Consider the following 12,601-nt stretch of genomic DNA (forward strand, 5'->3'; position numbering starts at 1 on the left):
GCTTCAGCTGCAGCAGGACGATGCCGCCGGAGCCGCTTGCGGCGCGCAGCAGGCGCTCGGGGCTGCGCTGGCCGATGCAAGCTGCGCGATGTCCGGGCCCGAGCCATAGACGGTCGCATCGCCGCTGGTCAGGAAGGCTTCCCAGACGACCCCGTCGGGATCCGAGATCCAACTCTTTTCCGAATTGGCGTAACAGCAAGTGGTCGCGCCTTCTTCGAGCACGGGCCGTCCCGCGGCTTCGAGCCGGCCATAGACTTCGGTCAGTTCGGACGCGTCGTCGACCTGGAGGCCGAGGTGTTCGACGCCCTTGGCCGCGCCGCACTTCTGCGAAATGGCGAAGTTGACGCGCGGATCCTCGAGCATCCACTTGGCGTAATCGGGCTTGGTCACGCTCGGCTCCTGCCCGAACAGGCCCGAATAGAAGGCAATCGACTGGTCGATGTCGGCCACACCGACATGCACGTGGAAACGCTTCATGCGCAGTCCCTTTCGCTGATGGCGGCGCAGGACGATCCCGCGCAGCAGTTTTCGGTCAGGAAGGAAATCAGCCCGTTCATCGCCGCATAGTCGGCGGTGTAGATGATCGAACGGCTTTCGCGCCGCTGGCCTACCAGCCCGGCGTTGCTGAGTTGCGCCAGGTGAAAGCTGAGCGACGATGCCGGCACGCCCAGCCGATCGGCCAAGACCCCCGCTGCCATGCCGTCGGGTCCGGCCTGTACGAGCAGGCGGAACACGGCCAGGCGGTGCTCCTGCGCCAAGGCACCGAGAGCGCGGATGGTTGCTTGTGAGGTGGCATCGATTTCCATGATTCGATAAATATGGAAATATCGAAGAGAGTCAAGTCGGGTCCGAAACAGAAAACCCCTTCCCGCTCGCGCGGGAAGGGGCCTCGATGAGTTGCAATTGAGATCTGCTTAGGCGGGCAAGCCCGAAATCGCCTTCATTTCCATGAAGTCCTTGAGGCCGGCGAGGCCGCCTTCGCGGCCGTTGCCCGACTGCTTGTAGCCGCCGAACGGTGCGCCGGGGCTCGGGCCCCAGTTGTTGATCGCGACCATGCCGGCGCGCAGCTTGCCGGCAACGGCGGCTGCCTTGGCCGGATCGCCGGTGATCGCGGCCGACAGGCCGTATTCGGTGGCGTTGGCCAGTTCGATCCCGTCCTCGAGGCTGTCGTAGGTCAGGATCGTGGCAACCGGGCCGAAGATCTCTTCCTGCGCGATCCGCATGTCGGGGGTGACGTTCGAGAACACAGTCGGCTGGATGTAATAGCCGCGGTTCACGCCCGGGGGCAGGTCGGGGCCGCCGGTTTCGAGCGTTGCGCCTTCGTCGATCGCCGACTGGATCAGGTCCTTGACCTTTTCGTACTGCGCCTTGTTCACGACCGGGCCGAGGTGATTGCCTTCGGCCATCGGATCACCAACCGGGGTGGCGGCGTACATCTGCTTGTAGAAGCCGACGACCTCGGCCTCGCGGTCCTTGGCGACCAGCACCTTGGTCGGCGAAATGCACGACTGGCCGGTGTTGATCAGCGGACCCATGGCCACCGCCGGAAGCTGGGTGGCCAGATCGGCGTCGGGCAAGACCAAGTTGGGCGACTTGCCGCCCAGTTCCTGGTGGACGCGCTTGACCGTCGGCGCCGCCGCGATGGCAACCTGGATGCCGGCGCGGGTCGACCCGGTGAAGCTCACCATTTCGACGTCGGGGTGGCTGGAAATGGCGTTGCCGGTGGTCGGCCCGTCGCCCTGGACGAGGTTGAACACGCCCGGGGGCACGCCAGCCGCGTCGAGGATCTCGGCAAAGATCGCCGCGTTGGTGGGGCATTCTTCCGAAGGCTTGAGCACCATGGTGTCGCCGGCGGCCAGAGCCGGTGCGACCTTGAGCGCGATCTGGTTGAGCGGCCAGTTCCACGGGGTGATCATGCCGACCACGCCGATCGGTTCGTAGGCGACCTTGTAGCCCGGGCCGTCCTCCATGAACTCGAAGTCCTTGAGCGCCTGGATGGTCGAAATGAAGCCGCCGATGCCGGCGCCGACCTGGGCAGTCAGCGCGAACGACAGCGGTGCGCCCATTTCCTCGGCCATCGACTGGGCCAGATCCTGCGCGCGCTTCTTGTATTCCTCGACAATCCTTTCGAGCAGGGCGAGGCGCTCGGCCCGGGTGGTCTGGCTGTAGGTCTTGAAGGCGCGGCGCGCGGCGGCGACGGCCTTGTCGACATCCGCCTTGGTGCCCACCGTAATGACCGCGCAGGCTTCTTCCGTCGCAGGGTTGATGACTTCGCGGCGGGCGCCGCCTTCGCTGTCGACCCACTTGCCGTCGATGTAGTGTTGCAGCCTCTCGCGCATGATCCGAATCTCCTTAAGGGATCGATTAAACTCGGAGACAATCGGACCGGCGCATATCAATTGCAAGATGCAATCGTTGAGGCGCACCCGCGCACCGCCAAGGCGGAACGCGGGTGCAAGTTGCCTACAAGGCAAGGGGTTCAGACCTTTTTCAGGAGCGTATCGACGGGCAGCACGGCGCCGTTCGAGCCGACCGATCCGGCGCCAAGGACCTTCGCCTTGGCCCCGTCGGAAGAGGCGACGGCAATTGCATCGCCGTCCCGGGTAAAGGTCACGCTGCCGCTGCCGACCGTGCGCATCGTCACGCTCTTGCCGCTCGACGCGTCGATCGCCTTGCCGATGTCGGCGGGTGTCAGCGTGCCGGGGATCACGTGATCGCGCAGGATCGCGGCAAGGACGGCCTTCTGTTCGGGTGCGGTCAGTGTGGCGGCCTTGTCGCCCAGTGCGGTGAAGGCCGCATCGGACGGGGCGAGGACGGTATAGTCGCCCTTTCCGCCGAACACTCCGTCGATGCCGGTGGACTTAAGCGCGCCGGCCAGCGTCTTGTGATCCGCCGATCCGTCGATCAACGCGGCGACTGTATCGCCCGATGCCGCCTCGGCGGCAGCTTCGGTGCCGGCTGCAGTGGGGGTCTTGTCCGAACAGGCTGTGACAGCAAGGGCCGAGGCAGCCGCCATGAGCAGGGTGGGATAGTTCATCGCTCGTGCTCCGTAATTCAGGTCAGCAGGTTGATCGCAGCCACGACCAGCTGGGTGGTCGGATCGACCTCGTAGACGTAGCCATCGTTGTAACGGTAATAGGCATCCGGCCCGTCGACATAGCGATCGCGGTAGGCGTAGGGCACGTTGTAGACGCCGTATCCGTCGGGAATTCGCTGGCCGACAGAGAAGGTGTCACCGGTCAGCAGCGCCGCAATGGTCTCGATCGCCTGGGTTTCGGGATCGAGGCGGTAGAGCGCGCCATCGAAATAGCGGTAGTCGTCGCCAAGGCCGTAGTAATCTACGTAGTACTGCGGCACCGGGGTGGGCGACCAGGCGCTGGGCCAGACGTTGCCGATCGCCAGCGCGCCGCCCAGCAGCGGGTAGTAGCCGGAAATCATCCCGCTGGGCCCCAGCCTGACGAGGTTTCCGTCATAATAGCGATAGCCCGAAAGTCCGGTCAGGCCGCGCAGGCCCCACCAATCGGCATCGTAGCGGTCCCAGCCGCTGTCCTGTTTGGCCAGGCCCGGCGGCATGCAGCCATTGTTCTTCTTGGCCAGCCCCGGCGGACAGCCATCGACCAGCGCACGACTGTCGTAATCGCGCCAGGCGACGCGTTCGAAATTGGTGATCCTGCCCTGGACCATGGGCCTGACGTCCTTGCCTGGACGATCGACGGTGACGACGCGCGCATCGTTGCCACGTCCGGCATTGCCGTTACCCTTTCCGTTGTCGTACACCCGCAGGGGCGCGGGGACGTCCGGACGACCCTTCTCGGCGCGATTGTCTCCGGCCGGGCCGCGGTTCACGACCCGTTCGACCTGTCGAGCGTTTTCGGCCTTGCCGCCGCCATTGCCCTTTCCGCCGCCGTTCAAGGCCGCGCTGGCCTGGGCCCCACCGTTGCCGCGCTCCTTGTTGCCGCCACCCTTCCCGTTGCCCCCCGGATCGGCCTGCGCGGTCGCCGTGACCAGTGCCGCGAGCGCGATCGAAGTCAGAAACTTACGCATGATACTCTCCTGAGTTGAGCGGACATAACCGCCGAACCGGAGTGCAGGTTCCCTGGATTGGGGTGAGGGGCGATCGCCGGCTGGCAGCCAGGCGTCTTTCATTTCGGCAACACAAGGCCGCGCTGGCCGGACCGAAAACAAGAAGCCGCCGCGCCCACCCTACCGCAGAAGTCGGGGGGTCACGGCGGCCCGTACGCCTGACGATCTGAAATCAGGCGGACGTGAAGTCAGGAACGGGTCCGGGGGGTCAGTGTGAGGACCAGTTCCGTGCGGCTTTCGCGTGACGCCATCAGGCGTTCGACCTCGATGTCACGCGCCTTTCGGGCCAGCGAGTCGTGCGAGTCCTGGTCGGTGGCAACGATCATGTAGGCCCTAACCCGGCTTACGCTGGGCGGCAGAGTGGCAGGATCGATGTCGAGGCGCTTGATAACCCGGCGAGCCACGCTGTCGAGCAGGCTGTTGCCCGACCGTTCGGCCATTGCGACGTTGCTGACCTGGCCCTGGCTGTCGATATTGAATGTGACGGCGGTGAGACCGGTGACTTCGCGGGTGCTGGAGGAATGGCTGCGCAGCGCGCCGTTGAGCCCGGCGGAAACGTCGCGGGCCAGGCTGTCGGCAAAGTTGGTCACGGCAGCCTGGTGGCTGCTGACCACGATCGGGTCATCGGCGAGGGCGGCGGTGGGGGTGAAGGCAGATAGAGCGAGGCTTGCAGCCAGGGCTGCAGTAAGAGCGAGTTTCATTGCGAAATCCTTCCTGTGACGGTGCGGACGCGACCCCCGAGAAAGTCCACGGGTGGAGTCGGCTTATCTTTTTGTCTCAGATCGAAGGTGGGCGGGCGTCGCTCTGCGGATCAAACGCTATCCCTGAGATGGAAAATCGCTCTTTTATTGCGTCGGGTCAAGTCGTCTGTCGATGAAAGTTGCGGAGAGTCGATGAACGACGCAATATCACCGACATACGGCGCAGCCTGTCGGACAGACGACATCTAGGCACCGCGATAGAGCTTCGCTTCGGCTGCGCGGCGCCGCTCGAGCCCGCGCAGACGAGTCCCGCCGGCGAAGACCCAGCGACCGAACTGAAGCGCGGCTCCGGCATGGTCGCCGGCGCGGTGCAGGCGCGTCAGCGTGGCGCGCGCGATCGCGCCGGTGTTGAAGTGGAAACTGACCAGGGCATCGAACTGAGCCTGGCTGGTGGGCGCCCCGCCGATCGCCGTGCGCACGTCAGCGGCATGGCGACGAAGGTCCGCCGCGAGCCGCGCGTCACACTGCTCCTGTGTCCAGATCGTGCCCGGCGATATCCCGGCACCCGTCGTGCCCCAGCCGATGGTCCAGGGCGCTCCACCGGTTCCCGGATCGGGATAGGCCTCGATCAGTCCATCGGCGCGCTTGAGTGCGCAACCTTCGAAGCGCCTGATCAGTGCGGTACCAGTCGCGCTCACCTCCATCTGGACAGGCGGCGACGGTGGTGTGCCCGGAGAAGGCGCCGGAAAGGGAGGCGTCGCTGCGGGAGCGCAATCGGCGCGATTGGCCACCATCCGGCGCAGTGCGGCGAAGTAATCGAGTTCAAACGGCATACCAGGCTCCAACGCGGCGAAGGAACCTATATGGTTATAATTATGCGTGTAGGAAACCGCATAAAAGCGAAAACCGCGATCAGCCCGAAGGCTGATCGCGGTGCGACCCGAAGGCGGATAGGCTTGTTGCCAGTCTGGCGTCGAAACACCGGAACCGGCGCCCGACGCCAGCTTCCGTACGCCACCGATACCCAGCAGGTAATCGAGGATCGGCGACGCTGCCCTCTACGCGGCGGCTTCCTATGGTCGTGGGGCGCGGTCGGGAACTGTTTTCGATGCGGCATACGAATGCGTTTCGCCGCTGCTGACATTTAGGAAAGCAAGTTGCTGCAAGCGAAGGCCGGCGTGGAATTTCGTTCTTCCGGTCGTAATCGCGGTGCAGCGAATCGCTGCTACGGGCCGATAAAAAAGCGCCCCGGTGGCCCGGGGCGCTCTCTTAGGCGGCACTGATCGCCGGAGCAATCAGTAGCTGTAGTACATGTCGAATTCGACCGCCGAGGGGGTCGTCTCCCAGCGCAGCACTTCGGGCCACTTCAGCTCGATGTAGGCGTCGATCTGGTCCTTGGTGAAGACGCCGCCCTGCAGCAGGTAGTCATGATCGGCCTCGAGGCTTTCCAGCGCTTCGCGCAGCGAACCGCAGACGGTCGGCACTTCGGCCAGTTCGGCCGGCGGCAGATCGTAGAGGTTCTTGTCCATCGCGTCGCCCGGGTGGATCTTGTTCTTGATCCCGTCGAGTCCGGCCATGAACAGCGCGGCGTAGCACAGGTAGGGGTTGGCCATGGCGTCGGGGAAGCGGAACTCGACGCGCTTGGCCTTGTCGCCCGCCCCATAGGGAATGCGGCACGAGGCCGAACGGTTGCGGGCCGAATAGGCCAGCAGCACCGGCGCTTCGTAGCCCGGCACCAGGCGCTTGTAGCTGTTGGTGGTCGGGTTGGTGAAGGCGTTGAGCGACTTGGCGTGCTTGATCACGCCGCCGATGAAGTAGAGGCACATGTCGCTGAGGCCGGCATAGCCGTTGCCGGCGAAAAGAGGCTTGCCGCCGTCCCAGATCGACATGTGGGTGTGCATGCCCGATCCGTTGTCCTTCATGATCGGCTTGGGCATGAAGGTCGCGGTCTTGCCATAGGCCTGGGCGACCTGGTGGACGACGTACTTGTAGACTTGCATGCGGTCGGCGGTCTGCACCAGGGTGCCGAAGGTCAGGCCCAGTTCGTGCTGCGCGGAAGCCACTTCGTGGTGGTGCTTGTCGCAGGGCAGGCCCATTTCGAGCATGGTCGAGACCATTTCGCCGCGGATGTCGACGGCGCTGTCAACCGGGGCGACCGGGAAGTAGCCACCCTTGGCGCGCGGACGGTGGGCCAGGTTGCCGGCTTCGTATTCGCGGTTGCCGTTGGTCGGCAGCTCGATGTCGTCGATCCTGAAGCCGTTGCCGTCGTATCCGTCGTAGAAGCGGACGTCGTCAAACATGAAGAACTCGGCTTCGGGGCCGACGTAGATCGTGTCGCCGATTCCGGTCGACTTGAGATAGGCCTCGGCGCGCTTGGCGGTCGAGCGCGGATCGCGGCCATAAAGGTCACCAGTCGAGGGTTCGACGATGTCGCAGTTGATGATCATCATCGGGGTCGCGCTGAACGGATCGATGAACACCGAGTCCAGATCCGGCTTCAGGATCATGTCGGATTCGTTGATCGCCTTCCAGCCTTCGATCGACGAACCGTCGAACATCAGGCCGTCTTCCAGCTCGTCCTCGCCCATGACCCCGGCGCACATGGTGAGATGCTGCCACTTGCCCTTGGGATCGGTGAAACGCAGGTCGACCCACTCGATCTCCTCGTCCTTGATCCTGGCGATGATGTCCTTTGCCTTGGCCATATTTGCGTCCTTTGCGTTCCCCGATGCGCCATCGCTGGGGTGTTTGTGAAACTGGGTTTTCGGATCAGATCGCGTCGTCGTCGCGTTCGCCGGTGCGGATGCGCAATGCGCTTTCGACCGGCATCACGAAGATCTTGCCGTCGCCGATGCGGCCGGTCTGTGCCGCGCCGGCGATCGCCTCGACCACGCGTTCGGCCAGCGCATCGGGGACCACGACCTCGAGCTTTACCTTGGGCAGGAAGTCGACGACGTATTCGGCGCCGCGGTACAGCTCGGTATGGCCCTTCTGGCGGCCGAAACCCTTGGCTTCGGTCACGGTGATGCCGGACACGCCGACTTCGTGCAGCGCTTCCTTAACCTCGTCGAGCTTGAACGGCTTGATGATCGCTTCGATCTTTTTCACGTAATTCCCCCGCGCGGCAAACCGGCACCGCCGAGACGGACCGGGTAAATCGTTTGCGGCACGCCCCTATGGTAACAAGAATCGTGCCAGCTGCTGATTCAGCGCACTAGGCCAGATGGCAAGCGGCGAAAAGAGTGCAAAATGCAAGAAATGGTCGCATTGCTATGCGCTTGCGACAACATATGTGCGCGATTTGCGAAAAACTCTTGCCTCAATTTTCGGCAGGAGCTGCCTAAAAAACAGGCGTCAGAGGGCAAGGCCTGCGGTTTCTGGCAGATCGGCCATCAGGTTGAGGCTCTGCACCGCGGCGCCGCTTGCGCCCTTGCCCAGATTGTCGAGCACCGCGACCAGGCGCACCTGGTTGCCGTCACGGCTGCCGAACACGTAAAGATCGAGACGGTCAGACGGCTGCGCGCCGGCGCGCAACAGCAATTCGTCCGGGGTTTCCTCGTGCACCCGGACCACGGGCGACCCCGCGTAGAAATCGACCAGGCAATCGCGCAGTCCGTCGGTCGGCGCGGCGTGCGGCATCAATCCAAGGTGCAGCGGCACCTCGACAACCATGCCGCGGTGCGCGTCGACAACCGCCGGCGCGAACAGCGGGGCATGGGCAAGGCCGGCATAGCGCTGCATCTCGGGCACGTGCTTGTGCCCCATGGCCAGGCCATAGTCGCGGAAGGCGATGCCGCCGTCGGCCTCGAACCGTTCGATCAGCGCCTTTCCGCCGCCCGAATAGCCCGACACGGCATGGCAGGTATAGGGCCAGTCACCCGGCAACAGACCCTTGCGCACCAGCGGGGCAAGCAGGGCGAGGAAGCCGGTCGGGTAGCATCCCGGGTTGCTGACGCGAGTGGCCCGGGCAACCGCGTCGCGGCCGACCAGTTCGGGAAAGCCGTAGGTCCAGCCATCGGCCACACGGTGCGCGCTCGACGCGTCGATGATCCGCACCTTGGCGCCCTCGGCCAAGGCCACCGCCTCGCGCGCGGCCTCGTCGGGCAGGCACAGCACGGCGAAATCGGCGGCGTGATAGGCTTCGCGCCGGGCCTCGGCGCTCTTGCGCTGGGCATCGTCGAGGAGGATCAGGTCGAATTCGGGCCGCGGGGCCAACCGTTCGACGATCTCGAGCCCGGTGGTGCCCGCCGCCCCGTCGATGAAGACCCGCGCGGTCATGCCGGCACGATCGCGCCGAGCGGCAGGTAGCCGACGAAGCCGTCCGCGCCGACCTGACCCCAGGCCCAGCCGCCGGCCATGTCGAGCACGTTGAACAGCGCTCCTCCGGGCAGCGTCTCGCGCAGGTCTGCGCTCGGGTCGGGTTTGACCATCAGGTCCGCGCCGCCATCGAGCACCCGGTGCGCCATCGGCACGGCATAGTGCGGCACGAAGACCCGGCCCGCCAGGCGGATGTGCGCCAGGTCCCCGCGCACCGGCCAGTGCGGCGCATCAAGCTTCTCGCTTGGCCCGGAAAGGCGCAATTGCTCGGTCGGGATGGCACTGGCTGGCAAGGTCTCACGCCCCTGGAATTGAAAGACAGCGCGCTTAGCGCCGCGCAGCCCTTCTATCAAGTTATCCATACCGGGCCTTTAACAGCCCCCAGGCTGCGCGCAGGCCCAGCGCGTCGCCGCCCTTGGGCCGGCCAGGCTTGGCGGCAGGACGCCAGGCGAACGTGTCGAAATGTGCCCAGTCGGTGCCTTCGGGGACGAAGCGGTCGAGGAACATCGCAGCGACCGTCGCCCCGGCAAAGCCGTTGCCGCCGGCATTGCCGAGATCGGCGATGTCGCTCTTGAGGTAATCCTTGTAGCCGTCGTAGAGCGGCAGCGGCCAGCACGGATCGTCCGCCGCCTTGCCGCAGGCGACCATCTGGCTGGCGGTTTCGTCGTCGCGCGCGAACAGGGCGGGAAGGTCAGGCCCCAACGCGACCCGCGCCGCGCCGGTCAGCGTGGCGAAGTCGATTACCAGTTCGGGGTTGTCCTCGCCGGCGCGGGCCAGGGCGTCGCCCAGCACCAGCCGTCCTTCGGCATCGGTGTTGCCGATTTCCACCGACAGCCCCTTGCGGCTGCGGAGCACGTCGCCGGGGCGGAAGGCGTTGCCCGAAATGGCGTTTTCCACCGCCGGGATCAGCAGGTGCAGCCGCACCTTGAGCTTGTGCTGCATCACCAGACCGGCCAGCGCCAGCGCGTGGGCCGCGCCGCCCATGTCCTTCTTCATCAGCAACATGGACGAACCGGGCTTGATGTCGAGCCCGCCCGAATCGAAGCAGACCCCCTTGCCGACGATCGCCACGCGGGGATGGGCGGCATCACCCCACTGCGCCTCGATCAGGCGCGGGGCGTGGCTGCGCGCGGCGGCGCGCCCGACGGCGTGGATCATCGGAAAGCCGCGCTCCAGCGCGTCGCCGGAGGTAACCTTGAACTCCGCCCCGTGGGCCTTGGCGACGAGCTGCGCCTCGTGTTCGAGCTGGGCCGGCCCCATGTCCTCGGCCGGAGTGTTGACGAGATCGCGCACCAAGGCAGTTGCCGCCGCCTCGGCCAGCGCCGCGTCGATCTGCTTGACCTCCTTGGTCAGAAGAACGCGCGGGCCTTCCGCGTCGCTGTCGGCGCGGTAGCGGTCGAAGCGGTATTGCCCGGTGACCCAGCCGAGCAGGGCCGGGCCTGGTTCGCCCCCGACGCGGCGATAGGTGCCGGCGGGAAGCACTTCGGCCAGCTTGGCCATGCACCATGACGAAAGGCTGGCGCTGTTGGCGACGCCAGCTGCCACGAACCAGCCGTCGCCATCGGGCAGGATCGCGTGCGAATAGCCGTCGGCGGTGAATTTCTGCGCCTGGACCGCGGAACGCTGCGCGGCGGTCAGGGTTTTGACGAAGGCGTCGAGGCCGTCCTTGTCGACAAGGTGGATCGGCACCGCGGACTGGTTGCGGTCGGGCTGGATAAGGGCGTTCTTGTCGGTCATGCTGGCACGGTCTTGCCGCAGCTTGGCGGCCAGCGCGAGAGGAATTGTCAGTGAAACCGGTCTTGTTCCTTGCGGTTGCCGTTCTGGCCCTTGGCCTCGGCGCCATCGCCTGCACACGCGAAGGAACCGCGCAGGAACGCCAGGCGGAGTCTAGCGCAGCCCCGACCGGCGCGGCCGGCAGCAGCGCAGCCGCAACCGCGGCCGGAACGGCTCGGACCGTGTCGGAGAACTCCGACCTCTATGCGTTCGACTACGCCTATCCCGCCGCCGCCGCGGCGATCCCCGATCTCAAGGCGTGGCTGGATCAGGACCTGGTCGCCCGCAAGTCGAAGCTCGTCGAGGATGCGACGGCCTGGCAGGCCGAGGCGAAGAACGATGGCGTGCCCTATCACGCCTATGCCCACGCGACGAAGTGGCAGGTGGTGACCGAGCTGCCGGGGTGGCTGTCGCTTTCGGCGCAACGCTACGAGTTCACCGGCGGCGCGCACGGGATGCCTTGGTCCGACGGGCTGATCTGGGACAAGGCGGGCAACCGGCGGCGCGAGGCGCTCGACCTGTTCGTGTCCCCGGCCGCGCTGTCGGCCGCGATCCGCCGGCCCTTCTGCGCCGAACTTGATCGCCAGCGCGAGGAAAAGCGCGGCGAACCCGTGAAGCGCGGCACTTCCTATGGCTTTGACGAGTGCATCGATCCGGTCAAATCGCAGATCATCCTGGGATCGGGCGACCGCCAGCACTTCACGCGGCTCGGCGTGCTGGTCGATCCCTATGAGGCCGGGCCCTATGCCGAGGGCAACTACGAAGTGACCCTTCCCGTGACCGCTGCCCTAGTGAAGGCGGTGAAGCCCGAATACCGCGGCGCCTTCGCGCCGGCGCGCTGAACCCTCGCAATTTCGGCCTCCTGCTGCTACATGGGGCGGCATGACGATGTACCAGACTGTTGCCGATACCGAGACTGTCCTGCGCGATGGAACCATCAAGCTGCATGGCCCCGGCGCCTTTGAAGGAATGCGCAAGGCGGGGCGGCTGGCCGCCGAAATCCTCGACGCGATGGTCGATCTGGTGAAGCCAGGGGTGACCACGGGGGAGATCGACGACGCGGTCCGCCAGATGACGCTGGACGGCGGGGCGGTGCCGGCGACCATGGGTTATCGTGGATACGCCCATTCGTGCTGCACCTCGGTCAACAACGTGATCTGCCACGGCATCCCGGGCGACAAGGTGCTGCGTGACGGCGACATCATCAACATCGACGTGACCCCGCTGCTCGACGGCTGGCACGGCGATTCGAGCCGGATGTACCTGGTCGGCGACGTGCCGCTGAAGGCTCGCCGGCTGGTCGATGTGACCTACGAATGCCTGATGATCGGGATCGACAAGGCCAGGCCCGGCGCGCGGCTTGGCGATATCGGCGCGGCGATCCAGGCCCATGCCGAAAAGCACCGCTATGGGGTGGTGCGCGAGTTCTGCGGCCATGGCCTCGGCCGCCTGTTCCACGACGCGCCCGAAGTGGTCCACGCCGCCCGCGCCGGAACCGGGCCGGAATTGAAGCCGGGCATGTTCTTCACCATCGAACCGATGATCAACCTCGGCAAGCCGGGCGTGCGGATGATGGACGATGGCTGGACTGCAGTGACCCGCGACCGGTCGCTGTCGGCGCAATTCGAACATTCGATCGGCATCACCGAGGATGGCTGCGAAATCTTCACCGCAAGCCCCAAGGGGCTGAACCAGCCGCCCTACTGACCGGACGATCCATCGCGGTT

General features: G+C 65.6%; 14 protein-coding genes. 2 read left to right on the forward strand and 12 right to left on the reverse strand.

Annotated features, from left to right (window positions below):
• Window positions 1-3: 3 nt before the first annotated feature.
• From B0I00_RS08795 to B0I00_RS08850, 12 genes are all read right to left on the reverse strand, one after another.
• Complete coding sequence (locus B0I00_RS08795) at window positions 4-477, reverse strand: ArsI/CadI family heavy metal resistance metalloenzyme (RefSeq protein ID WP_100866994.1); 474 nt, start codon at window positions 475-477, stop codon at window positions 4-6.
• Window positions 474-806, reverse strand: a complete 333-nt coding sequence (locus B0I00_RS08800; protein ID WP_100866995.1) for an ArsR/SmtB family transcription factor — start codon at window positions 804-806, stop codon at window positions 474-476. Before B0I00_RS08800 ends, B0I00_RS08795 begins: the two co-directional genes overlap by 4 nt.
• A gap of 108 nt (window positions 807-914) precedes the next feature.
• Complete coding sequence (locus B0I00_RS08805) at window positions 915-2,339, reverse strand: aldehyde dehydrogenase family protein (protein ID WP_100866996.1); 1,425 nt, start codon at window positions 2,337-2,339, stop codon at window positions 915-917.
• Window positions 2,340-2,479: 140 nt separating this feature from the next.
• Window positions 2,480-3,037 (reverse strand): fasciclin domain-containing protein, encoded by a 558-nt coding sequence (locus B0I00_RS08810; protein WP_100866997.1) that lies wholly within the window; start codon window positions 3,035-3,037, stop codon window positions 2,480-2,482.
• 17 nt (window positions 3,038-3,054) lie between these two features.
• Entirely contained in the window at window positions 3,055-4,044 is a 990-nt protein-coding gene (locus B0I00_RS08815; RefSeq protein ID WP_100866998.1) for a hypothetical protein, read from the reverse strand.
• Between the two features lie 227 nt (window positions 4,045-4,271).
• The gene (locus B0I00_RS08820; protein WP_100866999.1) at window positions 4,272-4,784 is read right to left on the reverse strand and encodes an energy transducer TonB; all 513 of its coding nucleotides are present in this window, start codon (window positions 4,782-4,784) and stop codon (window positions 4,272-4,274) included.
• Window positions 4,785-5,029: 245 nt separating this feature from the next.
• On the reverse strand, window positions 5,030-5,617 hold the full coding sequence (locus B0I00_RS08825; protein ID WP_232730172.1) for a lysozyme: 588 nt from the start codon (window positions 5,615-5,617) through the stop codon (window positions 5,030-5,032).
• 462 nt (window positions 5,618-6,079) lie between these two features.
• Entirely contained in the window at window positions 6,080-7,489 is a 1,410-nt protein-coding gene (glnA, locus tag B0I00_RS08830; RefSeq protein WP_100867000.1) for a type I glutamate--ammonia ligase, read from the reverse strand.
• Between the two features lie 64 nt (window positions 7,490-7,553).
• Window positions 7,554-7,892: a P-II family nitrogen regulator gene (locus tag B0I00_RS08835; RefSeq protein ID WP_100867001.1), complete on the reverse strand. Its 339-nt coding sequence runs from the start codon at window positions 7,890-7,892 to the stop codon at window positions 7,554-7,556.
• A gap of 246 nt (window positions 7,893-8,138) precedes the next feature.
• Window positions 8,139-9,062 carry an N-acetyl-gamma-glutamyl-phosphate reductase gene (gene argC, locus B0I00_RS08840; RefSeq protein WP_100867002.1) on the reverse strand — a complete coding sequence of 308 codons (924 nt, stop codon included), beginning with the start codon at window positions 9,060-9,062 and terminating at the stop codon, window positions 8,139-8,141.
• A complete protein-coding gene (locus B0I00_RS08845; RefSeq protein WP_100867003.1) occupies window positions 9,059-9,394 on the reverse strand; it encodes a hypothetical protein in 336 nt (111 codons plus the stop codon). The genes argC and B0I00_RS08845 overlap by 4 nt, the downstream gene beginning before the upstream one ends.
• 61 nt (window positions 9,395-9,455) lie before the next feature.
• Complete coding sequence (locus B0I00_RS08850) at window positions 9,456-10,838, reverse strand: leucyl aminopeptidase family protein (protein WP_100867004.1); 1,383 nt, start codon at window positions 10,836-10,838, stop codon at window positions 9,456-9,458.
• Between the two features lie 50 nt (window positions 10,839-10,888).
• Between B0I00_RS08850 and B0I00_RS08855 the strand changes: the two genes are divergently transcribed.
• Together B0I00_RS08855 and map are read left to right on the forward strand one after the other, a co-directional pair.
• Entirely contained in the window at window positions 10,889-11,716 is an 828-nt protein-coding gene (locus tag B0I00_RS08855; protein WP_232730173.1) for a DUF3298 and DUF4163 domain-containing protein, read from the forward strand.
• 40 nt (window positions 11,717-11,756) lie between these two features.
• Window positions 11,757-12,581, forward strand: a complete 825-nt coding sequence (gene map, locus B0I00_RS08860) for a type I methionyl aminopeptidase (protein WP_100867005.1) — start codon at window positions 11,757-11,759, stop codon at window positions 12,579-12,581.
• Window positions 12,582-12,601: the final 20 nt, after the last annotated feature.

The organism is Novosphingobium kunmingense (assembly GCF_002813245.1).
Taxonomy (GTDB): domain Bacteria; phylum Pseudomonadota; class Alphaproteobacteria; order Sphingomonadales; family Sphingomonadaceae; genus Novosphingobium; species Novosphingobium kunmingense.

Coding starts and splice junctions, on each gene's coding strand:
- B0I00_RS08795 (WP_100866994.1), bottom strand. CDS start 477: ATGAAGCGTTTCCACGTGCATGTCGGTGTGGCCGACATCGACCAGTCG.
- B0I00_RS08800 (WP_100866995.1), bottom strand. CDS start 806: ATGGAAATCGATGCCACCTCACAAGCAACCATCCGCGCTCTCGGTGCC.
- B0I00_RS08805 (WP_100866996.1), bottom strand. CDS start 2,339: ATGCGCGAGAGGCTGCAACACTACATCGACGGCAAGTGGGTCGACAGC.
- B0I00_RS08810 (WP_100866997.1), bottom strand. CDS start 3,037: ATGAACTATCCCACCCTGCTCATGGCGGCTGCCTCGGCCCTTGCTGTC.
- B0I00_RS08815 (WP_100866998.1), bottom strand. CDS start 4,044: ATGCGTAAGTTTCTGACTTCGATCGCGCTCGCGGCACTGGTCACGGCG.
- B0I00_RS08820 (WP_100866999.1), bottom strand. CDS start 4,784: ATGAAACTCGCTCTTACTGCAGCCCTGGCTGCAAGCCTCGCTCTATCT.
- B0I00_RS08825 (WP_232730172.1), bottom strand. CDS start 5,617: ATGCCGTTTGAACTCGATTACTTCGCCGCACTGCGCCGGATGGTGGCC.
- glnA (WP_100867000.1), bottom strand. CDS start 7,489: ATGGCCAAGGCAAAGGACATCATCGCCAGGATCAAGGACGAGGAGATC.
- argC (WP_100867002.1), bottom strand. CDS start 9,062: ATGACCGCGCGGGTCTTCATCGACGGGGCGGCGGGCACCACCGGGCTC.
- B0I00_RS08850 (WP_100867004.1), bottom strand. CDS start 10,838: ATGACCGACAAGAACGCCCTTATCCAGCCCGACCGCAACCAGTCCGCG.
- map (WP_100867005.1), top strand. CDS start 11,757: ATGACGATGTACCAGACTGTTGCCGATACCGAGACTGTCCTGCGCGAT.